Origin of the sequence: Tepidimonas sp. HKU77 (genome assembly GCF_049728535.1) — a bacterium.
In the GTDB taxonomy this organism is placed as follows: Bacteria; Pseudomonadota; Gammaproteobacteria; order Burkholderiales; family Burkholderiaceae_C; genus Tepidimonas.
On the sequence record NZ_CP187300.1, the window covers coordinates 279,421 to 302,756 of the forward strand.

Below are 23,336 nucleotides of genomic sequence, written 5' to 3' on the forward strand. Positions count from 1 at the left end.
GCCATGCCCGCCCTCACCTGCGACCGCGCGCCACCGACCGACGGACACGACCCGGCCCCTACATTCGAGCAACTGGCCGTCATCGGCTGCGGCCTGATGGGCGGCTCGTTTGCCTTGGCACTCAAGGCGGCCGGGCTGGTGCAGCGCGTTGTCGGTTATGCCCGCTCGCCGCAAACGCTGGCGCGCGCCCGCGCGCTGGGCGTCATCGACGTCGAAGCGCCATCGGCGCTGCTGGCGGCATCGGGTGCCGACTTGGTACTGGTGTCGGTGCCGGTGGCGGCCACCGGCGACACGCTGCGCGCCATCCGCCCGCTCATTGGCCCCTCGACGCTGGTGATGGACGTGGGATCGACCAAGGGCGACGTGGTGGCGGCCGCCCGCGATGCGCTGGGCGAGCGGCTGGCCCAGTTCGTCCCCGCCCATCCGATCGCCGGCAAAGAGCGCGCGGGGGTGGAGCACGCCAGCGCCGACCTGTACCGCGGCTGCCAGGTGATCCTGACGCCGGTGCCCGAAACCGACCCGGCGCTGCTCGCGCGCGCCCGCGCCCTGTGGCAGGCGCTGGGGGCGCGCGTGCGCACCCTCTCGCCCGAGGAGCACGACGCCGCCTATGCCGCGGTGAGCCACCTGCCGCACCTGCTGGCCTTTGCCGCCGTGCGGGCGCTCGCCCAGCAACCGGGGGGGGCGCAATACCTGTCGCTGGCAGGCCCGGGTTTTCGCGATTTCACGCGCATTGCCGCCAGCGACCCCGACGTCTGGCGTGACATCCTGCTGGCCAATGCGGCCCAGGTGCGCGAACAGGCGCGGCACTTCCGCGCTGCCCTCGACACGTTCGAAGCAACCCTGGCGCGTGGCGACGCCCAGACGTTGCACGACCTGATCGCCGACGCCAGCCGCACCCGCACCCGCTGGGCGGCGGGCGCCTATGCCGTGGCCACCGAGACCCCATGTACCGAACCGCCTTCCTCGACATCCCCCCGCTGATGCGGGCCGCCGGCACGGTGCGCCTGCCGGGCTCCAAAAGCATCTCGAATCGCGTGCTGCTGCTCGCCGCCCTGTGCGACGGCGAGACGGTGATCGAGGACTTGCTGGACTCGGACGACACGCGCGTGATGCTGGATGCGCTGGCCGCGCTGGGCTGCGGGCTGCAGCGCCTGGGCCCAGCGACGGTGCGCGTGCGTGGCCTGGGTGGGCGGCTGGCCACGCGCGAGGCCGCGCTCTTTCTGGGCAACGCGGGCACGGCCATGCGACCGTTGACGGCCGCGCTGACCGTTTTGACCGCGCGCCACGGGGGACGCTTCGAACTGTCGGGCGTGCCGCGCATGCACGAGCGCCCGATCGGCGACCTGGTCGATGCGCTGCGGCAATTGGGTGGTGTCATCGACTACCTGGGGCAGCCCGGCTATCCGCCGCTGGCAGTGGGCGGAGGCGAGCCCGTCGCGCTGCAACTGGCCGCACCGATCCGCGTGCGCGGCGACGTCTCCAGCCAGTTTCTGACCGCGCTGCTGCTGGCGCTGCCGCTGGCCGCCGAGCACCAGCCGATCGTCATCGAGGTCGAGGGTGAGCTGATCTCCAAACCGTATGTGGAGATCACGCTGCGCCTGCTGCAACGCTTTGGCGTCGAGGTGGAGCGCGACGGCTGGCAGCGCTTCACCATCCCGGCGGGCGCGCGCTACACGACGCCGGGCCGCATCCACGTCGAGGGCGATGCGTCGTCGGCCAGCTATTTCATCGCGCTCGGGGCGCTGGCGGCCGCACAGGCACCCGTCACCATCGAGGGCGTGGGGCTGGCATCGATCCAGGGTGACATTCGCTTCGTCGACGCGGCACGCGCGATGGGCGCCGAGGTCGAGGGCGAAGCCAACCGGCTGCACGTGCGCCGCGATGCCTGGCCGCTGCGCGCCATCGATCTGGACTGCAACGCCATCCCCGACGCGGCGATGACGCTGGCGGTGATGGCGTTGTATGCCGACGGGCCGTGCACGCTGCGCCATATCGGCAGCTGGCGCGTCAAAGAAACCGACCGCATCGCGGCCATGGCCTGCGAGCTGCGCAAACTGGGCGCAACGGTCGACGAGGGACCCGACTGGCTGCGTGTGCACCCCCTGCCCCCCGATGGCCAGGGCTGGCGTGCAGTGGCGCTGCACACCTACGACGACCACCGCATGGCGATGTGCGGGTCGCTGGCGGCGTTCAACCCAGCACGGCTGCCGGTGCGCATTCTCGACCCGCAGTGCGTAGGCAAGACCTTTCCGGACTATTTCGAAACCCTGTGGTCGGTGGTGAAAACCGAGCCCGCGCACATCCCCGTGATCTGCATCGACGGGCCTACCGCCTCGGGCAAGGGCACGTTGGCCGCCGCCGTGGCGCAGCGGTTGGGCTACCACGTGCTCGACTCGGGCGCCTTGTACCGTTTGGTGGGCCTGGCCGCCGAGCGTGCAGGCATCCCGACCGACGATGCTGCCCTGGCCGATCCGGCGATCGTGCAGTCGCTGGCCACGCTGGCCGAGACGCTGCCCGTGCGGTTTGCCGACGGCCGCATCTGGTTGGCAGGAGATGATGTGACCGCTGACGTACGCACCGAGGCGATCGGCATGGCGGCGTCGCGCGTGTCGGCGCTGCCGGCGGTGCGCACGGCGCTGCTGGCGCTGCAGCGCGGCTTTCGTCGCCTGCCTGGCTTGGTGGCCGACGGGCGCGACATGGGCACGGTGGTCTTTCCCGATGCACCGCTGAAGATCTTTTTGACCGCCAGCGCCGCCACGCGCGCGCGCAGGCGCTACGAGCAGTTGATTTCGCGCGGCGAAGCTGCTAGCATTGACAGTCTTTTGGCTGATTTGGAGGCGCGCGATGGGCGCGACCAAACGCGCGCGAGTGCGCCCCTGAAGCCAGCCGAAGACGCGCTGCTGCTCGACAACTCGGACCAGTCGCTGGACGAGTCGGTGCAAACCGTGCTGTCGTGGTGGCAGAGCCGCCGGCCTTTTGCCGCCTGAGGACGTCCGCCTCGGGCGCTCAGGCTGGCCCCACGAGGGCCCCAACGGCGCCGCCGAACCCGTCTTCGCGCGCCCGCGGGATCATCCACCCACCACCCGGAATCCGTTCGGGTGAACACCCAACCGCCGCCGGTTGCGGACGACCGCGGCACCCAGGAAACTTGCATGTCTGAATCGTTTGCCGCCCTGTTCGAAGAATCGCTCAAGCGCGCCGAAATGCGCCCCGGCGAGGTCATCACCGCCGAAGTCGTGCGCATCGACCACAACCATGTGGTCGTCAACGCCGGGCTGAAGTCGGAGGCCTACATCCCGCTGAGCGAATTCAAGAACGATCAGGGCGAACTCGAGGTCCAGGTCGGCGACTTCGTCGCCGTGGCCGTCGAGGCCGTCGAAAACGGCTATGGCGACACCATTCTGTCGCGCGACAAGGCCAAGCGCCTGGCCTCGTGGATGGCGCTGGAAAAAGCGCTGGAGTCGGGCGAGTTCGTCACCGGCACCACGACGACCAAGGTCAAGGGCGGCCTCAAGGTCATGGTCAACGGCATCAGCGCCTTCCTGCCCGGCTCGCTGGTCGACACGCGCCCGGTCAAGGACCTCACGCCCTACGAGGGCAAGACCATGGAGTTCAAGGTCATCAAGCTCGACCGTAAGCGCAACAACGTCGTGCTGTCGCGCCGCGCGGTGATCGAGGCCTCGATGGGAGAAGAACGCGCCAAACTGCTCGAGACCCTCAAGGAAGGGTCTATCGTCACCGGCGTGGTCAAGAACATCACCGAATACGGTGCCTTCGTCGATCTGGGCGGCATCGATGGCCTGTTGCACATCACCGACATGGCCTGGCGCCGTGTGCGCCACCCCAACGAGGTGGTGCAGGTCGGCCAAGAAGTCACCGCCAAGGTGCTCAAGTTCGACGCCGAGCGCCAGCGTGTCAGCCTCGGCCTCAAGCAAATGGGTGACGACCCCTGGCTGGGTGTGGCGCGCCGCTACCCGGCCGGCACACGCCTGTTCGGCAAGGTCACCAACATCGCCGACTACGGCGCGTTCGTCGAGCTCGAGCCCGGCATCGAGGGCCTGGTGCACGTCTCCGAGATGGACTGGACCAACAAGAACGTGGCCCCGAACAAGGTCGTCTCCATCGGCGACGAAGTCGAGGTCATGGTGCTCGACATCGACGAAGACAAGCGCCGCATCAGCCTGGGCATGAAGCAGTGCAAGCCCAACCCCTGGCAAGAATTTGCCGACACGCACAAGCGTGGCGACAAGGTCAAAGGGCCGATCAAGTCGATCACCGACTTCGGTGTCTTCGTCGGCCTGGAAAACGGCATCGACGGTCTGGTGCACCTGTCCGACCTGTCGTGGAACGAGCCGGGCGAAGTGGCCGTGCGCAACTACAAGAAGGGCCAGGAAGTCGAGGCGGTGGTGCTGGGCGTGGACGTCGAGCGCGAGCGTATCAGCCTCGGGATCAAGCAGCTCGACGCCGATCCGTTCACGACCTTCGTGTCGGTTCACGACAAGGGTGCCACCGTCACCGGTACCGTCAAGAGCGTCGATGCCAAGGGTGCGGAAATCGACCTGGGCAACGATGTGGTGGGCTACCTGCGCGCCTCCGAAATCTCGCGTGACCGCGTCGAAGATGCGCGCAACGTGCTCAAGGTCGGTGACGAAGTGACCGCCGTGATCGTCAACGTCGACCGCAAGAACCGCAACATCCAGCTCTCGATCAAGGCCAAGGACGCCGCCGACCAGCAAGAAGCGATGGCCAGCCTGAGCCAAGCCACGGGCAACGCTGGCACCACCAACCTGGGGGCGCTGCTGCGCGCCAAGCTCGACAGCCAAAACAACGGCTGACGCCGCCTCTCGCCCCCGGTTCGACCCGGGGCGAAGCCGAAGCCCGGACGGGAATCCCCGCCGGGCTTTTTTCATGGCGCCGCCGCTTCCGCACGGCCGACGGCTGCTCGTGTCACGCGCAGCTGGGCATAATGACGCCATGAACCGCAGCGACCTCTTCGAAGCGCTCGCCGAGCGCCACCCCCATCTGACCGCGACCGATGCCGAAGTCGCCGTCAAGACCCTGCTGGAAGCCATGGCCGAGAGCCTGATCGCGGGTCAGCGCATCGAAATCCGTGGGTTTGGCAGTTTCAGCGTCGCCGAGCGCGCCGCGCGCCAGGCGCGCAACCCCCGCACCGGGGAGCGTGTCGCCGTGCCGCCGAAACGCGTGCCCCACTTCAAACCCGGCAAGGCCTTACGCGAAGCAGTGGACCAAGCCGCCCGGAGTCGGGCATGAAGGTGCTGGGCTGGCTGCTCAAGGCGGCCGTGTTCCTGCTGATCTTTGCGCTGGCGCTCAACAACCAGGCACCGGTTCGTGTGCACGGCCTCTTTGGCGCCCAGTGGGAGGCGCCGCTCGTACTGGTGCTGCTGATGGCGCTGTTTGCCGGGGTGCTGCTGGGCATCGCGGTGATGGCACCGCTGTGGTGGCGTGCGCGGCAAGCGGCCCGGCGCACACCCGCGAGCACCGCCGCGCAGCCCGCCCCGCCTCAAGCCGCTGCCGACGAACCGCCCCATGGGATTTGATCTTTCTTTGTCCTGGCTGCTGTGGGCGCTGCCACTGGCGTTTGCACTGGGCTGGCTGGCCTCGCGCTGGGACGTGCGGCAATGGCGCCTGGAGGGGCGGCAGGCACCGCGCGCGTACTTTCGCGGGCTCAATCACCTGCTCAACGAGCAGCAGGACCAAGCCATCGACGCCTTCATCGAAGCCGTGCGGCACGACCCGGACGCGGCCGAGCTGCACTTCGCGCTGGGGGGATTGTTTCGCCGGCGGGGGGACTACGACCGCGCCGTGCGGGTGCATGAGCACTTGCTCGCCCGCGCCGATTTGCCAGCGGCCGAGCGCGAGCGGGCCCAGCACGCGCTGGCCTTCGATTTTCTGAAGGCGGGGCTGCTGGACCGGGCCGAAGCCGCGTTCACCGCCCTGCTGGGCACGCGCTACGACACCGACGCCCGGCTCGCGCTGCTGGGTATTTATGAACGCTCGCGCGACTGGGTGCGGGCGGCCGAGATGGCGCAGGCGCTCGACGGTGGTGAGCGGGGCAGTTTTCGGCTGCGCTGGGCACACCACCGCTGCGAGCAAGCCGCCGACCTGCAACGCCACGGGCACACGACCGAGGCGCTAGCCGTGTTGGAGTCCACCGTGGCGCAGGTGCCGACATCCGCCCATGCCTGGGCCTCCCTGGCGGATCTGCGCCAGTCCCTGGGCCATGTCGAGGGCGGGCTGGCCGCGCTGGAGGCGCTGGCCGATCACTGTCCCACCCACGTGCCACTGGTCGCGCACAGCCTGGCCCAATGGGCACAGCGCATCGGCGCGCCACAGCGTGCCCGTGACCGGCTGCAGGCGTGGGCGGCCGACCACCCCGCGTCGCTGGATGTGACACAGGCACTGGCCACGCTCGACGACGACCCAGCGCTGGCGCGGCAGCGCTACATCGATCATTTGCGTCAGGAGCCGTCGTTGGTGGCGGCCACCCTGTGGCTGGCCGGTGCCCCCCTGGGCACGAGTGACGAGGAGCGGCTGGTGCGGCGGGCGCTCGAGCGCGCGTGCGAGCCCCTCAAGCGCTATCGGTGTGCCGCCTGCGGCTTCGAGTCGCGCCAGTATTTTTGGCACTGCCCCGGCTGCCAAGGCTGGGACACCTATCCCCCACGCCGCATCGAGGAGCTGTGAGCGCCGCCGCGCGGCGCACGGCAAGGCATGCGCGACGTTCGCCGGCCCTCATCCCGCCACCACGGCGCCGAGCGCCGCCTCGTCCACGATGCGATAGAGCCGCCCGACGCGGTCCAGCGGCTCGATCACGCCGGCGCGCACCAACGCACTGATCTCGCGGCTGACGGTCTCGAGTTTGAGATCCATCATGGCACCCATGTCCTCGCGCGAGAATAGCGTCACGACCGAGGGATCGGTCGCATGACGCATCTTCAGGATGAAGTTGGCCACACGCTGGCGCGCGGTGCCAAAATTGAGGGCCGCCAGCCAATCGTCGGCCTCCTTGAGCGCTTGCTGCCATTTTTGCAGCAGCCGCCAGTGCAGGCGTGGCGAGTTTTGTGCCAGCCGGTGGATGACGTCAGTCGGAATGCGGCACAGCGACGCCTCGGTCAGCGCCACCGCCTCGCTGTCGTAGCGGCTGGTGGCCAGCGCCTCCAGCCCTACCACGTCGCCGGGGCGCAGCACGCGCAGCACGCGCTGGCGCCCGTCCGGTGTGCTGCGCACCAACTTGATCAGCCCCGAGCGCAGGGTGAAGACGCCGAAGGCGGCGTCCCCCTCCTGATACAGCGACTGCCCCGCCGAGAAGACCAAGTCATCGATGGGGGCGTGAATCAGGTTGAAATCCTGTTCGTTCAGATCCGCGAACAGCACCATGTCGCGGATCCCGCACGATTTGCAGTCGGCCGTGCCACGCCAAGCGGATTCGGTCTTGATCGGGATCATCCCGCGATTGTCACCGAAACCGCGCGAGCTTGCCAAAAGCGATTCACGACACCCGCGGCGCGAGCTCGCCTTTCTCGTAGCGGCGGCGCATCTCGTCGAGGCTGTAGATCTTGCCAATGCGGCTGGCCATGCCCGCGCTGCCGAACGCCTCATAGCGCGCCTTACAGATCGCACTCATGGCCTTGGTGGCTTCCTTGAGGAATTTGCGCGGGTCGAAGTTCTTGCGGTCCTCGGCCAGGTGCTTGCGGATGGCGCCCGTGGCCGCCATGCGCAGGTCGGTGTCGATGTTGACCTTGCGCACGCCGTGCTTGATGCCCTCGACGATCTCTTCCACCGGCACCCCGTAGGTCTGCCCCATATCGCCGCCGTAGCTGTTGATGATGGCGAGCCAGTCCTCGGGCACGCTGGAGCTGCCGTGCATGACCAGATGGACGTTGGGGATGCGGGCATGGATTTCCTTGACGCGGTCGATGCGCAGCACCTTGCCCGTGGGCTTTTGGGTGAATTTGTAGGCGCCGTGGCTGGTGCCAATCGCAATCGCCAGCGCATCCACCTGCGTCTTGGCCACGAAATCGGCCGCCTCGTTGGGATCGGTCAGCAGCATCGAGTGGTCGAGCTCGCCCTCGGCACCGTGGCCGTCCTCTTCGCCGGCCTTGCCGGTCTCCAGGCTGCCCAGACAGCCTAGCTCACCCTCGACCGACACGCCGCAGGCATGGGCGATGTCGGCGACCTGTCGGGTCACGCGAACGTTGTACTCATAGTCGGCCGGCGTCTTGCCATCTTCCAACAAGCTGCCGTCCATCATCACGGAGCTAAAGCCCGACTGAATGGAGCGCATGCACACGCCGGGCGACGCGCCATGGTCCTGGTGCATGCAGACGGGAATATGGGGATACATCTCGATTGCCGCCGCCACCAGATGGCGCAGGAACGGCTCGCCCGCGTAAGAGCGCGCACCCGCCGAGCCTTGCAGGATGACGGGGCTGTTCACCGCGTCGGCCGCCTGCATGATGGCGTGGATTTGCTCCATGTTGTTGACGTTGAAGGCCGGCAAGCCGTAGCCATGTTCGGCCGCGTGGTCCAGCAGCTGTCGCAGGGTGATCAGTGCCATGATGGAGTCTCCTCAGGGTAAAACAGGACGAAAAAAGCGGGGTTGGGGCTGCGGTGACGCGTCAGCCCTTCGCCCGCCGCGCCAGAATCTCGAACGCCGGCAGCGTCTTGCCTTCGAGCACCTCGAGGAAGGCGCCGCCGCCAGTGGAGATGTAGCCAATGTCGGCCTCGATGCCGTATTTGGCGATCGCCGCCAGCGTGTCGCCACCGCCGGCGATAGAAAACGCACTCGAGCGCGCAATCGCCTGTGCCAGCGCGCGGGTGCCGTGCTCGAAGGCGTCGAACTCGAACACCCCCACGGGCCCGTTCCAGACGATGGTGCCTGCCTGCTCCAGCAGCGCAGCCAGCGCCTGCGCGGTCTGCGGACCAATGTCCAGAATCATGTCGTCGGCGCCGACGTCGGTCGCCGCCTTGACGGTGGCCGGCGCGTCGGGCTTGAACTCGGGGGCCACCACCACGTCCGTCGGGATGGGCACTTGGGCGCCGCGCGCGGCCATCGCGTCCATGACCGCACGCGCCTCGCCCACCAGGTCGGGCTCGGCCAGGCTTTTGCCGATGGGCAGCCCCGCGGCCAGCATGAACGTGTTGGCGATGCCGCCGCCCACGATCAGGCGATCGACCTTTTGCGCGAGCGACTGCAAAATGGTGAGCTTGGTCGACACCTTGGAGCCCGCCACGATGGCCACCAGCGGCCGCGCCGGTTGCTCGAGTGCGCGCGTGAGCGCATCAATCTCGGCTGCCAGCAGCGGGCCGGCGCAAGCCACGGGGGCGTATTCGGCCACCCCGTAGGTGCTGGCCTCGGCGCGGTGGGCGGTGCCAAACGCATCGTGCACGAAGATGTCGCACAGCGCAGCCATCTTGCGCGCGAGCGCCGGGTCGTTTTTCTTCTCGCCTTTGTTGAGGCGGCAGTTCTCCAGCAGCACCACCTGGCCGGGCGCGACACTGAAGCCGCCATCGGCCCAGCGCTGGATCAACGGCACCGGCAGGCCCAGCAGCTCGCTCAGGCGCTCGGCCACCGGGGCGAGCGTGTCTTCGGGCTTCGGCGCGCCTTCGGTCGGGCGCCCCAGATGCGACGTCACCATCACCGCCGCACCAGCGTCGAGCGCCATGCGGATGGCCGGAATCGAGGCGCGGATACGGGTGTCCTCGGTGATGCGCGCGCGCCCGTCTTCGAAGGCGAGCGGCACGTTCAGGTCAGCGCGGATGAAGACGCGTTTGCCCTGGGCTTGACCCTGGGCGCACAGATCGGCAAAGCGGATGAAGTCCATGGTCGGTCAGGCGGTGGGGTGGCGGCGACGGGGCACCGCCACCGGGATCTTCGAAATCACGTCGGCTTACAGCGAGCGGCCCACCACGCGTGCCATCTCCAGGCACTTGTTGGAATAGCCCCACTCGTTGTCGTACCAGGAAACCAGCTTGACGAACGTCGGGTCGAGCTGGATGCCGGCTTCGGCATCGAACACGCTGGTGCAGACCTCACCGCGGAAGTCGGTGGCCACCACCTTGTCCTCGGTATAGCCCAGCACGCCGGCCAAACCGCCCTCAGCCACGGGTTTGGCGGCCATGGCACGCATGGCGGCGCAGATCTCATCGTAGCTGGCCGGGCGCTCGAGCTCACAGGTCAGATCCACCACCGACACGTCGCTGGTCGGCACGCGGAACGCCATACCGGTGAGCTTTTTGTTCAGGCTGGGGATGACCTTGCCCACGGCTTTGGCGGCGCCGGTGCTGCTGGGGATGATGTTTTCCAGGATGCCGCGGCCACCGCGCCAGTCCTTGTTGCTGGGCCCGTCGACGGTTTTTTGCGTGGCGGTGGCGGCGTGCACGGTGGTCATCAAGCCGCGCTTGATACCCCACTGGTCGTGCACCACCTTGGCCAGCGGCGCCAAACAGTTGGTGGTGCACGAGGCGTTGGAGATGATTTCCTGACCCTGGTAGGCCGTGTGGTTGACGCCGTAGACGAACATCGGTGTGTCGTCCTTGCTTGGCGCACTCATGATGACGCGCTTGGCGCCCGCCTGCAGGTGCTTGCGCGCCCCCGCGTCATCCAGAAAGATGCCGGTGGATTCGATGATGACGTCGGCACCGATGTCCCCCCAGCGCAGGTTGGCGGGATCGCGCTCGGCGGTCAGGCGGATGCGGCGGCCGTTGACGACCAGCTCGTTGCCCTCCACCGCCACCTGCCCCTGGAAGCGCCCATGCACGCTGTCGTACTTGAGCATGTAGGCCAGATAGTCGGGCTCGAGCAAGTCGTTGATGCCGACGATCTCGATGTCGTCGAAGTGGCGCACCGCAGCACGAAACACCATGCGGCCAATGCGGCCAAAACCGTTGATACCAACGCGCAGGGTCATGGGAAGGTTCTCCTTGTTTTGCAAAAGTTGACGATCTCGTCCGTCAGATCACCGCCGCGCCCAAGGGGTCAGGCGGCAGGGGCCATCTGGGTCAATGCCTGGGGGAACAGCGCCGAAAAGTCGGCGATCACGCGATCCGGGGCGCACGCCTCGATGGGCTGCCCCATGTTATAGCCGTAGGGCACGCACCACACGGCGATGCCGGCGTTGCGGGCCGTGGCCACGTCGATGCTGGAGTCGCCCACCAACAGCGCGCGCTGCCGCTGCACCCCGTAGCGTAACAGGCTGTCGGCCACGGCCAGCGGATTGGGCTTCTTCACCGGCAGCGTGTCGCCACTGATGACGCGGTCGAACAGCGCCTGCATCTGGTGCGCCTGCAGCACGCGCTGGGTGTAGCGGTCTTCTTTGTTGGTCACCACCACGCGGCGTACACCCGCGGCCTGCAGCGCCTGCAGGACATCGATGACACCGGGGTAGGGATGGCTACGCGTGCCGCAACGCGCCTCGTAGTGGCGCTGGAAAATGGCCTCGGCCGCTGCGAAGTCGGGGTCCGCGCGCACGGCATCGGCCGAGCTGCCGCGCCGCGACGCCAACGCCTGAACCAGTAGCTCGCGCGTACCGTGCCCGATCCAGCGCGTCACCTCATCCAACGTCGCCGCCGGCAGCCCCAGCTCGGCGAGGGTGTCGTTGACCGCATCGGCGATCTCGGGCGCGGTCTCCACCAGGGTGCCGTCCAAGTCGAACAAAATGAGGTCGAACGGGAGTGCCGCTGCGCCCGTCATGTCCGCCGCGTTCACACCAGCACCTCGCGCACGGCCTGCGCCACGGCTTCCGGGGTGATGCCGAAATAGCTGTACAGCGCCGGCGCCGGGGCAGATTCGCCAAACCGGTCGATACCCACCACGCGGCCGCGCCGCCCCACGTACTTGTACCAACCGTCCGGGTGCGCCGCCTCGACGGCCACGGCGGGCAAATCGGGAGGCAGCACGGCGTCTTGCCACACCCTATCTTGGCGGTCAAAAACGCTGGTGCTGGGCATGGACACCACGCGCGTGGGCACCCCCTCGGCCGCCAACGCCGCCTGCGCCTTGAGCGCGATCGACACCTCCGACCCGGTCGCGATGATGGCCGCGCGTGCGCCCGGCATGTCGCTCAAGATGTAGCCACCGCGTGCCGCGCCTTCGGCGTGCGCACGTTGTGTGACCACCGGCAGGTTTTGCCGCGACAGGCACAGCGCCGATGGCCCATCGCGCCGCTGCACGGCCGCGGCCCACGCCACCAGCGTCTCCAACCCATCGGCCGGGCGCCACACGTCCAACTGCGGGATGAGGCGCAGACTGGGCACGTGCTCCACGCTCTGGTGGGTGGGGCCGTCCTCGCCCAGCCCGATGGAGTCGTGCGTGAAGACGTGGATGACGCGCTGGCGCATGAGCGCCGCCATGCGGATGGCGTTGCGCGAGTAGTCGCTGAACGTCAGGAACGTGCCGCCGTAGGGAATGTAGCCGCCGTGCAGGGCGATGCCGTTCATGATGGCGGCCATGCCAAACTCGCGCACGCCATAGCTGAGGTGGTTGCCCCAACGGTCACGCCCAGCGATCGTGCAGCCCTTGAAGTTGGTGAGGTTGGAGCCGGTCAGGTCGGCACTGCCGCCGAAGAATTCGGGCACCAGTGGCGCCAGCGCATCGAGCGCCAGTTGGCTGGCCTTACGCGTGGCCACCGCGTCGGTGCGCTGCGCGGCAGCGTCCAGCAGCGCGGGCAGGCGCTCGGCCAAATCACCGCGCAGCTCGCCGCGCATGCGACGCGTGAATTCCGCGGCCAGATCGGGGTAGGCCTGGGCATAGGCGTCGAAGCGCTGCTGCCACTGCGCCTGCAGCAGCTGGCCATGGGTGCGCGCATCCCACGCGGCATAGATGTCGGCCGGGATCTCGAACGGCCCGTAGGGCCAGCCCAGCGCCTCGCGCGTGGCTTGCACCTCGGCGGCGCCCAACGCCGCGCCGTGCACGTCGTGCGTGCCGGCCTTGTTGGGCGAACCCTGACCGATGACGGTCTTGCAGCAGATCAGCGTGGGCTTGCCGTCCGGACGCAGGGCCTGCGTGCGCGCCAGGCGCAGCGCCGCGTCCACCGCGTCCGGGTTGTGCCCGTCGACGTCGCGAATCACGTACCAACCGTAGGCTTCGAAGCGTGCCGGCGTGTCGTCGGCAAACCAGCCCTCGACGTGGCCGTCGATCGAGATGCCGTTGTCGTCATAAATCGCGATCAGCTTGGACAGACGCAACGTGCCGGCGAGCGAACACACCTCGTGGCTGATGCCCTCCATCATGCAACCATCACCCAAGAAGCAGTAGGTGAAGTGGTCGACGATGGTGTGGCCCGGTCGGTTGAATTCGACCGCGAGCAGCTTTTCAGCCAGGGCCATGCCCACGGCGTTGGCGATGCCCTGCCCCAGCGGCCCAGTCGTGGTCTCCACGCCGGGGGTAATGCCCACCTCGGGGTGGCCCGGGGTTTTGCTGTGCAACTGGCGAAAGGCCTTGATCTCCTCGATCGGCAGATCGTAGCCTGTGAGGTGCAACAGCGCGTACAGCAACATCGAGCCGTGGCCGTTGGAGAGCACGAAGCGGTCACGGTCGGGCCAGGCGGGGTCGGTGGGGTTGTGGCGCAAGTGCCGGTTCCACAGCACCTCGGCGATCTCGGCCATGCCCATGGGCGCGCCTGGGTGGCCGCTCTTGGCTTGCTCGACCGCGTCGATGGCCAGCATGCGGATCGCGTTGCTCATGCGGCGCTGGGTCTCGGGCTTCGGCGCCGGTCGGATGTAGAGGGTATCGTTGTTCATATGCCCTATTGTCTCTCGTGTTGACGCCGTTTCAGGCCACGCCCAGCGCGCGCTTGCGGCGCTCCATCATGCGCCAGATGAACGGCGTAAAGATGAGCTGCATGGCGAGCTCCATTTTGCCGCCCGGCACGACGATGGTATTGGCGCGGCTCATCCACGAGCCATCGATCATCGACAACAGATAGGGAAAGTCGATCCCTTTGGGCTTGGCGAAGCGGATCACGCACACGCTCTCGTCGGCAGTGGGGATATCGCGCGAGATAAAGGGGTTGGACGTATCCACCACCGGCACGCGCTGGAAATTGACGTGGGTGACGCCGAACTGAGGGCAGATGTAGTTGACGTAGTCGGGCATGCGGCGCAGGATGGTGTCGACCACTGCCTCCTGGCTGTAGCGGCGCTGCGTCTTGTCGCGAATGAGCTTTTGGATCCACTCCAGGTTGATCGAGGGGGCCACGCCAATGAGCAGGTCCGGGTACTGTGCCACATTGACCTTGTCGGTCACCACCGCGCCGTGCAAGCCCTCGTAGAACAGCATGTCGGTGTCGTCGGGCAGGTCTTCCCATGGCGTGAAGGTGCCGGGCTCCTGGCCGTAGGGGGCGGCCTCCTCCTCGTTGTGCAGGTATTTGCGGCAGCGCCCGCGGCCCGTCTCGGCGTAGGTGCGAAAGAGCGCCTCCAGCTCCTCGAACAGGTTGGCCTCCGGCCCAAAATGGCTGAAGTGGCGGTTGCCGCGCGCCTCCTCCTCGGCCATGCGCTGGCGCATTTCCTTGCGGTCGTAGCGGTGAAAGCTGTCGCCTTCGATGATGGCGGCCTTGACCCCCTCGCGGCGGAAGATGTTCTGAAACGTGCGCGTGACGGTGGAGGTGCCAGCGCCCGAGGAACCGGTGATGGCGATGATGGGGTGTTTTTCGGACATGGGTCAAAACTCCAGACGGCGGTCAATCACGAAACAGGGTGCGCTCGCCGAACAACGGGCTGTCGTCCTTGAGCGGCGCGGGCTCGCGGTGGTAGCGCTCGATGCGCTCGACTTCATTGCGCGAGCCGAATACCAGCCCGATGCGCTGGTGCAGCGACGTGGGCTGGACCTGCAGGATCGGCTCGCGCCCGGTGCTGGCACGCCCACCGGCTTGCTCCATCAGAAAGCCCACCGGGTTGGCTTCGTACAGCAGGCGCAGCCGCCCCGGTTTGGTCGGGTCCTTGGTGTCGCGCGGGTACATGAACACCCCGCCGCGCATCAGGATGCGGTGCGCCTCGGCCACCATGGAGGCGATCCAGCGCATGTTGAAGTCCTTGCCACGCGGCCCCGTCTTGCCCGCCAGGCACTCGTCCACATAGCGCCGGATGGGCGGCTCCCAGAAGCGGCTGTTGGAGGCGTTGATGGCGAACTCTTGCGTGTCTTCGGGCACGCGGATATCGGGGTGGGACAGAAAGAACTCGCCCAGGTTCGGGTCGAGCGTGAAACCGTGCACCCCAGTGCCCACGGTCAACACCAACATCGTCGACGGGCCGTAGAGCGCATAGCCGGCGGCGAGCTGCTGGCAGCCGGGCTGCAAAAAGTCCTGCGCGGTGACATCGCGCCCACTGTCGATGACGGCCTGCGGCGCACGCAGTACCGAAAAGATGCTGCCCACCGAGACGTTGACGTCGATGTTGCTCGAGCCATCCAGCGGATCGAAAACCAGCAAGTATTTACCGCGCGGATACATCGAGGGGATGTTGTAGGGCTCGTCCATCTCCTCGGACGCCATACCGGCCAGGTGCCCACCCCACTCGTTGGCGCGCACGAACAAGTCGTTGCTGAGCACGTCGAGCTTTTTTTGCTCTTCGCCCTGCACGTTGATCGAGCCGGCCTGGGCGCCGAGCACGCCACCCAGCGCCCCCAGTGCCACGCTGCGCGCGATGGCTTTGCACGCCAGCGCTACGTCCAGGATGAGCGCGTTGAAATCGCCGCTGGCGCTCGGGTAGCGGCGGCGTTGCTCGATCAGGAACTGCGTCAAGGTCGTGCGACGGTCCAATGGCATCGGGATTCTCCTCGGGTCTCGTTTTATCGGTCGAATGGGGGTCTCATCGGCGCGCCTGCGCATGCCAATTGCGCAGCTGGGCGACGGATACGCCAGCCAGCGACGGCAGCACGCGCAGCGCCCCGGTGAAGTCGTGGTGCGCCGTGAAATCGTTGGGCGTGACGATCGTGGCCAGTCCAGCACCGCGCGCGGCTTGCAGACCGTTGGCAGAGTCTTCGAACGCCAGGCACTGTGCCGCTGGCAGGCCCAAGCGCTGCAGCGTCTGGCGGTACACCTGCGGATGGGGCTTTTTGAGCGGGGCGGTCGAGGCGTCTTCGATGACGGCGAAATACGATGACCAATCCGGCCCGATGGCGGTGCGCAGTAACGCGGCGATGTTGACGGGGGAGGTGGTGGTGGCGATCGCCAGCGTCAGCCCCTCGCGGCGCGCCTGCTCGAGCAGCTCGAGCACGCCGGGGCGCAGCCGCACCGCCCCGTCACGCACCGCCTGCTCGTAGGCGGCGGTCTTGACAGCGTGCAAATGGTCGATCAAGGCATCCAGCGCCGTGCCGTCGATGTCGCGCACGTCGCCGTTGACCTGCTGCCAGTAGTGGCGGATGCGCTCCTTGCCCCCGGAGACGGTCAGCAGCTCGGTGTAGAGCGGCACATCCCACTGCCAGCCCAAGCCTTCGGCGGCGAAGGCGGCGTTGAACGCCGCCAGATGGGCGTGCTCGGTGTCGGCCAGCGTGCCATCGACATCGAAGATCAGCGCAGACAGCATGGTGCGGACTCCATTGCGCCTCGAATCCCGGACACCCCGTCCGGGTGGCGATGCCGCTCACTATAAGCACAGGCTTACATAAGGTAAATTCACGATTGTTTGACTTTCACTTCAGCTTTTACTGAAGCTATGCGCAACGCCACTTTTCGCCAGCTGCGGGTGTTTGCCGAGGTCGCGCGCCACCTGAGCTTTGCGCGCGCCGCCGAGGCGCTGCACCTGACGCCGCCGGCCGTGACCATGCAGATCAAGGAGCTGGAAGGCCACGTGGGCCTGCCGCTGTTCGAGCGCCAGGGCCGCCGCGTGTCGCTGACCACGGCGGGCGAGTACATGCTGGTCTACGCGCGCAAGGTGCTGGCCACGCTCAAGGACGCCGAAGACGCCGCGGCGCGCCTGCAGCGGCTGGAGACCGGCACGCTGACCATCGGTCTGTTGAGCACCGCGCAATATTTCGTGCCGGCGCTGCTGGCGGAATTCACGCGCGAGCACACCGGACTGGACGTGCGCCTGGCCATTGGCAACCGCGAGCAACTGGTGCAGATGCTGCGCAACGCGGAAGTGGACATCGCCATCATGGGCCGCCCGCCCACCGAGCTCAACGTGCGCGCCGAGCCGTTCGGCGCGCACCCACACGTCTTCGTTGCATCCATCGACCATCCACTGCTGCGGATTGGCCACCCGACGGTGGAGGCGCTGCTGCCCTACGGCTTCATCGTGCGCGAGCCCGGCTCTGGCACGCGCGCCGTGTTCAACGGATTTTTCGAGCGGCACCGCGCCGAGCCGCGCATCGCCATGACCCTGTCCAACAATGAAGCCATCAAACAGGCGGTCATGGCCGGGCTGGGACTGGGCCTGCTGTCGCTACACACCCTGCGCCTGGAGCTCGAGCATGGCCTGATCGCCCGCCTGGACGTCGAAGGCACTCCCATCGTGCGCGCCTGGCACATCGTGCACACGCTGGCCAAGCTGCTGTCGCCCGCGGCCGAGGCGTTTCGCTACTTCGTGCTGGAGCAAGGCGAGCGCTTCTTGGCCGAGCGCTACGGCGCGCTGCTGCCGCTGTCGCCGCCGACTTGAGCCACACCGCGCCGCTGACGCCACGCGCGCACCTGCAGCGCGACATCCGACGCCCGCGCCAGCACCGACACGCCGGGCGGCAGCCGCCGCTGCTCGCGACGCACCCCCGCCCCACCGACCCACAATTCGACCGCCGGGGGCAGCCGTTCACGCAGGGCACACAGGGTGGAGTGGGTGGAAGCCCCCAACACGCTAGGCATGAGCCAGTGGGCCGACGGTGGCCTGATGGCCACCAAACCGTATGTGAGCAGCGCGGCCTACCTGCAGCGCATGGGCGACCACTGCCGTGCCTGCCCCTATGACCCCAAGGCCCGCACCGGCCCCACGGCCTGCCCGTTCAACGCGCTGTACTGGGATTTTCTGGCCCGCCACCGCGAGCGCCTGGCCGCCAACCCGCGCATGGCCGTCATGCGTACGCCAGCTCGACCGCATGGTGCCCGACGCGCTAAACGCGCTGCGCGCGCACGCTGCCCATGTCCGGCAGCGCATTGACCAACTCTGAGCGCGCGGTGGCGACTCCCGCGTCAGTTCAAAACTTCCACGTCACTGCGCACCACCAGCAAACCGTAGTCGCGGTCGTAGGGCTGCAACGCCTCCAACAGCCGGTCGCTGGTAGGCAGGTCGCACATCACCTCGATGCGCACGTTCGAGCTCATGCGCCAATTGCCGCTGCGCACGCCGTGCGTACCACGGCCGCGGCAGTCGCTCACGGTATAGCCCACGATACCCAGCTTGTCCAACTCCCGAACCACGAGCGATTCGAGCACCGCCTCGCAGTAGATCGTCACCAGTTTGTATGCCTTGGCCATAGCACCTCACGCGGGCAAAAAGGTTTGGGCCATCCACAGGTAAATCGGGATGCCTACGAACAGATTAAACGGGAATGTTACGCCAAGCGAGGCACCGATGGACAGCGCGGGGTTGGCCTGCGGCACGGCGATGCGCATCGCAGCGGGCGCCGCGATGTACGACGCACTGGCGTAGAGCGTGGCGAGCAAGGCGCCATTGCCCGCCGAAAAGCCCAGATAGCGCGCGGTGGCAATACCCAGCATGGCCGACAACAGCGGCATGACCACCGCAAAACCGACCAAAAACGCCCCGTAGGAGCGAAACGCGGCGATGCGCGATGCGGCCACCAACCCCATCTCCAGCAAAAACAGCGCCAGCAGTCCCTTGAACGCTTCTTTGAAGACGGGTGCGATCGGCTCGTAGCCGCGTTCGCCGGCGACCAGCCCGATGAGCAGCCCGCCGATGAGCAGCAAAATGCTCTTGCCGAAGAACACTTCGTGCGCCAGTCGTCCCCAATGGATACGCGCCAGTGCCGCCAGCCCCCCGCCCGCGCCGCCTTCGCGCTGATCGCCCAGCCGCGCCAATACCACGCCCAAAATGAGCGCTGGCATCTCCAGCAGCGCCAGAAACACGACCATGTAGCCGTCGTGCGACACGTCGCGCTCGGCGAGCGTGGCCACCGCCACCGAATACGTCACCACGCTGACCGAGCCGTAGTGCGCCGCGATCGACGCCGCATCGTAGTGCGACAGCCGCCCCAAAAAACGCAATACGGGAAACGCAACGAGCGGAATGACCATGCCCACCGCCAGCACCACGGCGCTCGCGGACACCAGTTGGCTCAACGGATACTTGGACAGCTCGACGCCGCCCTTGAGCCCGATGGCCAGCAGCAGATAGATAGACAAGGCCTCGTAGATGGCGGCAGGGATCTTGAGGTCGGACTTGCTCAGTCCCGCCACAATGCCCAGCAGAAAAAACAGGACGATCGGGTCAAACGTCATTGCTCAGCTCCTAGGATTCACGCGTCGTGCACGGCAGACCGAATGGTATCCGGCGCAACCTAACCCGGACCAGCCCGCAGCATCTCGTGCAGCAGGGTCTGCAGGGCCTCGGCCTTGATGACCAGCCCCAGGTCGATCATCTCGGACCCCATGGCCTGCAGTCCAGCCGCCGCCGGAACTGGCGCGGGCGTCAGGCGTAGCGATTCCTCGCGAAAAAACACGGCCGCCACCACACCGGCCAGCCACAACCCCGAGCCATCGGCCGCGCGCACGAACACCGGAGAGCCGCTGGAGCCGGGGTAGACGGCCGCGTCCACCAGGAAGGCGGGCTGTCCCTCGAAATCGACCGCCAGCGGCGTGGCGGTGGTACCACGGCGCAGGATCGGCAGCGCGTGCACGCTGTCCCATACGCCGCTGGGATAGCCGACGAGCCACACTTCCTCCAGCGCGTCAAGCTGCGCCAGGCGCGCCGCGTCGGCCAGGCGATCACTGGCGATCGGCTGCACGTATAGCGTCGCCCCTTGTTGCTCGGCGGCCTGCTGCAGTGGGGCCAAGGGCAGCGCGGCCAAATCGACCGCGGGGTCCGGATGCCGCTGCCAGGCCTCGGCAAACTCGTCGATGCGTACTTCGAAGCGGCTGCCCAACACCGGTTCGCCCTGGTGGGCGAGCGTGAAGACCAACGCCCCCTGGGTGACGTCGTCGACCAAATGCCGATTGGTCACCACGAAGCGGGTGCGCCCGCGCGCGTGCACGTGTTCGATGACGAAGGCCGTGCCGGTGCCGCTGCCGCCGTCGGCCAGCGTGGTCTCGACGCGCACGGTATGAAACAGCAGCCGCTTGGCGGGCGTGTCGACGACGAAGGGGTGGGCGAGAGCAGCACTCATGGGGCGTCATTGTCCTGCATGGCACGGGCGCGCCGATTGAGCTGCGCCACGGCACGTTCGGCGGCGGCCAGCGCCTCGGCGGCTTCGGCCTCGCTGCCCATCATCATCAAGCGACCAAAATTGCCGAACGGCTTGACGTCGACCAGCGTGACGTTGGCGGCTTTTTCCGCCTCGTTGGCGGCATAAATGGCGTAGCCCGCCGGCTCGCACTCGAAGATGAACAGCGTCTTGCCCGGCAGCAACATGGAGCCGCGGCGCAACTGGCGATTGATGAGCGTGGCATGGTCGGGCGTGACGGCACGGATGTTTTCCGCCCAGGCGATGCGGCACGGCAGCCGGTCTTCCAGCTGCGCGCCCAGCTGCTCCAGGATGATGTCGCCCGCGGCCAGCACCTCGCTTTGGCTGCGGTAGTGGATTTCCATCGAGCCAAAGGCGCGCTCGACCACCTGCTCGCCCATGCGCACGTTGGTGGCCTTGAGCGCGATGTCCGACAACCGGTGCACTGCCATGCCGGGGGCCACCTCGATCCACAGACAGGCATCGCCCGGCACCGGCAGAAAGCCCTGTGACGACGTGCCCAGGTACGAGGCGAGCTGCGGCTGCAGCGCATCGATGAAGACGAAAGTGCGCAACTGCACGCGCGTGCGGTCGGCCAAGCGGCTCATCGCGTCAGCCCCAGGTAGAGCGTGGGCAGCACCTCCGGCAGGCGCTGCACGCGATCGAGCACCGTGTAATGGCGCGCGCCGAAGATGCGCGCGACGTAGGCATCGGCCAGGGGATCGAGCGTGAGGCAGTAGCTGACAATCCCGTCACGCTTGAGCTCTTGCACCGCGTGCTGCGCATCCAGGCGCAGGTATTGCGGGTCGCGCACGTCCACGTCGGCGGGCTCACCGTCGGTCAAGACGAAGACGATTTTCTTGCGTTGTCGCTGGCGCTTGAGCTCGGCCCCAGCGTGGCGCAGCGCCGCGCCCAGACGGGTGGAAAACGCCCCCTCCAGACCGGCCAGCCGCGCCTTGGGCCCGTCGCCCCAGGACTCGCGAAAATCCTTGATGCGCAGGTAGTGCACATCGTGCCGCCCGTCGGAGCGAAAGCCGTGGATGGCGAACCGATCACCGATGCGCTGCAGGGCCTCGGCCAGCAGCGTCGCTGCCGCACGCGTCAAATCGAGCACCGTCTGCTCACTGCCGCGCACGGGATCGTTGGCCGATGCCGACAGGTCCAGCAGCAGCAACACGGCGACGTCGCGCGTATGCAAGCGGTGCTGCATCATGATGCGCGGGTCGGGCTGCTGCCCCATGCGCAGATCGACCCAGGCACGCACCGCCGCGTCCACGTCGAGCTCGTCGCCATCCTCCACCCGACGGATGCGCTGCAGCCCCTGCGGGACCATGGCCTCGATCAAGTGGCGCAGGCGCTGCACGATGGGACGCTGCTCCTGCAAGAGGGTATCGATGCGGGCTACGTCGCCCGGCGGCGCGTGGCGCTCCAGCACCGTCACCCAATCCGGGCGCTGCAGCTGAATTTGGTAGTCCCACTCGGGGTAGTGCACCGGGTCGGCCAGCGGCGGGCGCCCCAGCAGCGAGTTGATGGTCACACCCTCCTGATCGAGCCAGAATTCGGTCGGCAGGATCCAGACCTCCTGCGCGTCGTCGCCCGCGAATTCGACGTCGACCTCGTTGACCATCTCCATCACATTGACCTTGCGGCGCACCTGCTGCTGGCGCTCCCAGGTAGCGGCCAGCGCTTGCGCTTCGTCGTACGCGCCGCTGGTCCAGATGGCGCGGTTGTCGTCGCGGTACAGCGCCCGCTGCCCATCCAGCCGCGACGAAAATGCGGGCCAGCGCTCGGCGTCGAGGCGCGCGCGCAGCGCTTCGGCCAGTTCTATACCGGTCTGCAGGCTGGCCTGCGGGTCGTCCCAGGTGGTCCAAGCGGCCAGCGCCGCCAACCCTTGTTGCACCCAGGGGTCGGTGTCGCGCCGGGCGGCATCCGCGTCCAGCCACGCCAGCGCGAGACGGTTGATGAGGTCGCCCGCGCGCTGCGGCGGATCGACGGGTGCCGGGTGCTGCGCGCGCCACAACTGTCGCAGGCGCGGAAAGCGCTGCGCGGCCAGGGTCTCGACGCGGGCATCCTCCACCAGCTCCACCACCGCCTTGGTCAGCGCGTCCAACCCGTCGTCGGGCAAGGGCTCGCGCGCCGCCACCAAGTGTGCCGCACAGTGGTTGACCGCCGCGCGGTAGATATCCAGGGCCGCGATAGGCGCACCAGCCGGATCGACCGCGGGCAGGTCGTCGTAGGCATCCGCTATATGGATGACATGATGTTCGATGTAAGGACGCAGGCCCTCGCGCGATTCGAAATCGCCAGCCGTGGGGCGCAGAAAAAAATCGCGCCCCCACAGCGCGCGCAGGTACAGATTCAGCCGGCGCTGCACGTCCACGAACAGGGTGCCGCGGCGCTCCTGCTGCAGCACCGCCAGCGCGTCCGGGCTTTGCAGCCCAAAGTAACGACGCTGCCCGTCGGCATCACCCCGGTAAGCCTGCGCGCCCCACTGTACCCAGCGTCGCAGTCCACCCAAGGTCAGCTGGCCGAGCAAGCGCTCGAGGTTTTCCAGCATCGGGCGCAGGCCCTGCGGGGCTTGCGCCAGCACCACGCCCAACACCGACAGGTACTGCCGAAATAGATCCGCATCGCCCAAGCGCAGCGCCGCCGTCGGCGCGGTCTGCACGATGAGCGTGAGCACCTGCCCCGACGTCTTGGACGCCATCGAGAGCAAAAAATTGACGAGATCAGGCAACACCTCCTCGCCGATCGCGCGCGCCAGCGCGGGCACGTGTTGCACGAAGCTGACCACCAGCTCCTCGCCCCGGCCCAGTTGGTGCAGGGCCTGCGCGCCTTTGAGGTAGTTGTCGAGTCCACGGGCAGACAGCGCACGCGCCGCTTCCTGCCACGATGCACGCAGCACGTCCTGCGCGCCGTGGGGCAGCGCCTGCAGCAGCTCGGCGTGGTCTTCCAGGTGGATGCTCATCGCGCGCCCGGTGCCCATGCGGGC

22 protein-coding genes and 1 pseudogene are annotated in these 23,336 nt (G+C 67.5%); 8 read left to right on the plus strand and 15 right to left on the minus strand.

Annotation, left to right across the window (positions count from 1 at the left end):
- Positions 1-3 precede the first annotated feature (3 nt).
- From ACPP3B_RS01250 to ACPP3B_RS01275, 6 genes are all read left to right on the plus strand, one after another.
- Positions 4-981, plus strand: a complete 978-nt coding sequence (locus tag ACPP3B_RS01250) for a prephenate dehydrogenase (RefSeq protein ID WP_424859497.1) — start codon at positions 4-6, stop codon at positions 979-981.
- The gene (locus tag ACPP3B_RS01255; RefSeq protein ID WP_424859498.1) at positions 945-2,987 is read left to right on the plus strand and encodes a bifunctional 3-phosphoshikimate 1-carboxyvinyltransferase/cytidylate kinase; all 2,043 of its coding nucleotides are present in this window, start codon (positions 945-947) and stop codon (positions 2,985-2,987) included. The genes ACPP3B_RS01250 and ACPP3B_RS01255 overlap by 37 nt, the downstream gene beginning before the upstream one ends.
- Before the next feature lie 111 nt (positions 2,988-3,098).
- The gene (rpsA, locus tag ACPP3B_RS01260; RefSeq protein WP_299019426.1) at positions 3,099-4,835 is read left to right on the plus strand and encodes a 30S ribosomal protein S1; all 1,737 of its coding nucleotides are present in this window, start codon (positions 3,099-3,101) and stop codon (positions 4,833-4,835) included.
- 139 nt (positions 4,836-4,974) lie between these two features.
- Positions 4,975-5,271 (plus strand): integration host factor subunit beta, encoded by a 297-nt coding sequence (locus tag ACPP3B_RS01265; protein ID WP_299019424.1) that lies wholly within the window; start codon positions 4,975-4,977, stop codon positions 5,269-5,271.
- Positions 5,268-5,558, plus strand: a complete 291-nt coding sequence (locus ACPP3B_RS01270) for a LapA family protein (protein WP_299019421.1) — start codon at positions 5,268-5,270, stop codon at positions 5,556-5,558. The genes ACPP3B_RS01265 and ACPP3B_RS01270 overlap by 4 nt, the downstream gene beginning before the upstream one ends.
- Positions 5,548-6,702 carry a lipopolysaccharide assembly protein LapB gene (locus ACPP3B_RS01275; RefSeq protein ID WP_299019413.1) on the plus strand — a complete coding sequence of 385 codons (1,155 nt, stop codon included), beginning with the start codon at positions 5,548-5,550 and terminating at the stop codon, positions 6,700-6,702. Before ACPP3B_RS01270 ends, ACPP3B_RS01275 begins: the two co-directional genes overlap by 11 nt.
- 48 nt (positions 6,703-6,750) lie before the next feature.
- Here the strand turns inward: ACPP3B_RS01275 and ACPP3B_RS01280 are convergent, their stop codons facing one another.
- The 9 genes from ACPP3B_RS01280 to ACPP3B_RS01320 form a co-directional block, all read right to left on the minus strand.
- Positions 6,751-7,464, minus strand: a complete 714-nt coding sequence (locus ACPP3B_RS01280; RefSeq protein ID WP_299019410.1) for a Crp/Fnr family transcriptional regulator — start codon at positions 7,462-7,464, stop codon at positions 6,751-6,753.
- A gap of 43 nt (positions 7,465-7,507) precedes the next feature.
- Complete coding sequence (gene fba / locus ACPP3B_RS01285; protein WP_299019408.1) at positions 7,508-8,575, minus strand: class II fructose-bisphosphate aldolase; 1,068 nt, start codon at positions 8,573-8,575, stop codon at positions 7,508-7,510.
- Positions 8,576-8,636: 61 nt separating this feature from the next.
- Positions 8,637-9,842 (minus strand): phosphoglycerate kinase, encoded by a 1,206-nt coding sequence (locus ACPP3B_RS01290; RefSeq protein WP_299019393.1) that lies wholly within the window; start codon positions 9,840-9,842, stop codon positions 8,637-8,639.
- Between the two features lie 66 nt (positions 9,843-9,908).
- Complete coding sequence (gap, locus tag ACPP3B_RS01295) at positions 9,909-10,928, minus strand: type I glyceraldehyde-3-phosphate dehydrogenase (RefSeq protein WP_299019390.1); 1,020 nt, start codon at positions 10,926-10,928, stop codon at positions 9,909-9,911.
- Between the two features lie 68 nt (positions 10,929-10,996).
- Positions 10,997-11,725, minus strand: coding sequence for a phosphoglycolate phosphatase (gene gph / locus ACPP3B_RS01300; RefSeq protein ID WP_299019389.1), 729 nt, complete (start codon positions 11,723-11,725; stop codon positions 10,997-10,999).
- Positions 11,722-13,758: a transketolase gene (gene tkt / locus ACPP3B_RS01305; protein ID WP_424859499.1), complete on the minus strand. Its 2,037-nt coding sequence runs from the start codon at positions 13,756-13,758 to the stop codon at positions 11,722-11,724. The genes gph and tkt overlap by 4 nt, the downstream gene beginning before the upstream one ends.
- Before the next feature lie 31 nt (positions 13,759-13,789).
- Entirely contained in the window at positions 13,790-14,674 is an 885-nt protein-coding gene (locus tag ACPP3B_RS01310; protein WP_299019387.1) for a phosphoribulokinase, read from the minus strand.
- Positions 14,675-14,696: 22 nt separating this feature from the next.
- Complete coding sequence (locus ACPP3B_RS01315) at positions 14,697-15,779, minus strand: class 1 fructose-bisphosphatase (protein WP_424859500.1); 1,083 nt, start codon at positions 15,777-15,779, stop codon at positions 14,697-14,699.
- A gap of 43 nt (positions 15,780-15,822) precedes the next feature.
- Positions 15,823-16,539 carry an HAD-IA family hydrolase gene (locus ACPP3B_RS01320; RefSeq protein WP_424859501.1) on the minus strand — a complete coding sequence of 239 codons (717 nt, stop codon included), beginning with the start codon at positions 16,537-16,539 and terminating at the stop codon, positions 15,823-15,825.
- 129 nt (positions 16,540-16,668) lie between these two features.
- Between ACPP3B_RS01320 and ACPP3B_RS01325 the strand changes: the two genes are divergently transcribed.
- Entirely contained in the window at positions 16,669-17,610 is a 942-nt protein-coding gene (locus ACPP3B_RS01325) for a LysR substrate-binding domain-containing protein (protein WP_424859502.1), read from the plus strand.
- Here ACPP3B_RS01325 and ACPP3B_RS01330 read toward each other — a convergent pair.
- Entirely contained in the window at positions 17,574-17,810 is a 237-nt protein-coding gene (locus ACPP3B_RS01330) for a hypothetical protein (protein WP_424860208.1), read from the minus strand. The two genes, ACPP3B_RS01325 and ACPP3B_RS01330, sit on opposite strands and share 37 nt — an antisense overlap.
- Here ACPP3B_RS01330 and ACPP3B_RS01335 point away from each other — a divergent pair.
- Positions 17,779-18,112: pseudogene (locus tag ACPP3B_RS01335) on the plus strand (cryptochrome/photolyase family protein); the annotation flags it as partial. The gene ACPP3B_RS01330 and the pseudogene ACPP3B_RS01335 sit on opposite strands and share 32 nt — an antisense overlap.
- Positions 18,113-18,134: 22 nt before the next feature.
- Here the strand turns inward: ACPP3B_RS01335 and ACPP3B_RS01340 are convergent.
- The 5 genes from ACPP3B_RS01340 to ACPP3B_RS01360 are packed head-to-tail and all read right to left on the minus strand — an operon-like array spanning position 18,135 to position 23,330.
- Positions 18,135-18,419, minus strand: a complete 285-nt coding sequence (locus ACPP3B_RS01340; RefSeq protein WP_299021798.1) for a P-II family nitrogen regulator — start codon at positions 18,417-18,419, stop codon at positions 18,135-18,137.
- 6 nt (positions 18,420-18,425) lie between these two features.
- Positions 18,426-19,403 carry a sodium-dependent bicarbonate transport family permease gene (locus tag ACPP3B_RS01345; protein ID WP_299021796.1) on the minus strand — a complete coding sequence of 326 codons (978 nt, stop codon included), beginning with the start codon at positions 19,401-19,403 and terminating at the stop codon, positions 18,426-18,428.
- Between the two features lie 59 nt (positions 19,404-19,462).
- The gene (locus ACPP3B_RS01350; RefSeq protein WP_424859503.1) at positions 19,463-20,287 is read right to left on the minus strand and encodes a S1 family peptidase; all 825 of its coding nucleotides are present in this window, start codon (positions 20,285-20,287) and stop codon (positions 19,463-19,465) included.
- Positions 20,284-20,952, minus strand: a complete 669-nt coding sequence (locus ACPP3B_RS01355) for a BMC domain-containing protein (RefSeq protein WP_299021780.1) — start codon at positions 20,950-20,952, stop codon at positions 20,284-20,286. The genes ACPP3B_RS01350 and ACPP3B_RS01355 overlap by 4 nt, the downstream gene beginning before the upstream one ends.
- Positions 20,949-23,330: a nitric oxide reductase activation protein NorD gene (locus tag ACPP3B_RS01360; protein ID WP_424859504.1), complete on the minus strand. Its 2,382-nt coding sequence runs from the start codon at positions 23,328-23,330 to the stop codon at positions 20,949-20,951. Before ACPP3B_RS01360 ends, ACPP3B_RS01355 begins: the two co-directional genes overlap by 4 nt.
- Positions 23,331-23,336 lie beyond the last annotated feature (6 nt).

Bases quoted from the DNA above. Each gene is read 5' to 3' on its own strand.
- ACPP3B_RS01350 (WP_424859503.1), bottom strand. From the start codon at position 20,287: ATGAGTGCTGCTCTCGCCCACCCCTTCGTCGTCGACACGCCCGCCAAG.
- ACPP3B_RS01255 (WP_424859498.1), top strand. From the start codon at position 945: ATGTACCGAACCGCCTTCCTCGACATCCCCCCGCTGATGCGGGCCGCC.
- ACPP3B_RS01310 (WP_299019387.1), bottom strand. From the start codon at position 14,674: ATGTCCGAAAAACACCCCATCATCGCCATCACCGGTTCCTCGGGCGCT.
- ACPP3B_RS01270 (WP_299019421.1), top strand. From the start codon at position 5,268: ATGAAGGTGCTGGGCTGGCTGCTCAAGGCGGCCGTGTTCCTGCTGATC.
- ACPP3B_RS01360 (WP_424859504.1), bottom strand. From the start codon at position 23,330: ATGGGCACCGGGCGCGCGATGAGCATCCACCTGGAAGACCACGCCGAG.
- ACPP3B_RS01250 (WP_424859497.1), top strand. From the start codon at position 4: ATGCCCGCCCTCACCTGCGACCGCGCGCCACCGACCGACGGACACGAC.
- ACPP3B_RS01315 (WP_424859500.1), bottom strand. From the start codon at position 15,779: ATGCCATTGGACCGTCGCACGACCTTGACGCAGTTCCTGATCGAGCAA.
- ACPP3B_RS01265 (WP_299019424.1), top strand. From the start codon at position 4,975: ATGAACCGCAGCGACCTCTTCGAAGCGCTCGCCGAGCGCCACCCCCAT.
- ACPP3B_RS01345 (WP_299021796.1), bottom strand. From the start codon at position 19,403: ATGACGTTTGACCCGATCGTCCTGTTTTTTCTGCTGGGCATTGTGGCG.
- ACPP3B_RS01280 (WP_299019410.1), bottom strand. From the start codon at position 7,464: ATGATCCCGATCAAGACCGAATCCGCTTGGCGTGGCACGGCCGACTGC.
- ACPP3B_RS01320 (WP_424859501.1), bottom strand. From the start codon at position 16,539: ATGCTGTCTGCGCTGATCTTCGATGTCGATGGCACGCTGGCCGACACC.
- ACPP3B_RS01340 (WP_299021798.1), bottom strand. From the start codon at position 18,419: ATGGCCAAGGCATACAAACTGGTGACGATCTACTGCGAGGCGGTGCTC.
- ACPP3B_RS01355 (WP_299021780.1), bottom strand. From the start codon at position 20,952: ATGAGCCGCTTGGCCGACCGCACGCGCGTGCAGTTGCGCACTTTCGTC.
- fba (WP_299019408.1), bottom strand. From the start codon at position 8,575: ATGGCACTGATCACCCTGCGACAGCTGCTGGACCACGCGGCCGAACAT.
- ACPP3B_RS01275 (WP_299019413.1), top strand. From the start codon at position 5,548: ATGGGATTTGATCTTTCTTTGTCCTGGCTGCTGTGGGCGCTGCCACTG.
- ACPP3B_RS01290 (WP_299019393.1), bottom strand. From the start codon at position 9,842: ATGGACTTCATCCGCTTTGCCGATCTGTGCGCCCAGGGTCAAGCCCAG.
- ACPP3B_RS01325 (WP_424859502.1), top strand. From the start codon at position 16,669: ATGCGCAACGCCACTTTTCGCCAGCTGCGGGTGTTTGCCGAGGTCGCG.
- tkt (WP_424859499.1), bottom strand. From the start codon at position 13,758: ATGAACAACGATACCCTCTACATCCGACCGGCGCCGAAGCCCGAGACC.
- gap (WP_299019390.1), bottom strand. From the start codon at position 10,928: ATGACCCTGCGCGTTGGTATCAACGGTTTTGGCCGCATTGGCCGCATG.
- ACPP3B_RS01330 (WP_424860208.1), bottom strand. From the start codon at position 17,810: ATGCCTAGCGTGTTGGGGGCTTCCACCCACTCCACCCTGTGTGCCCTG.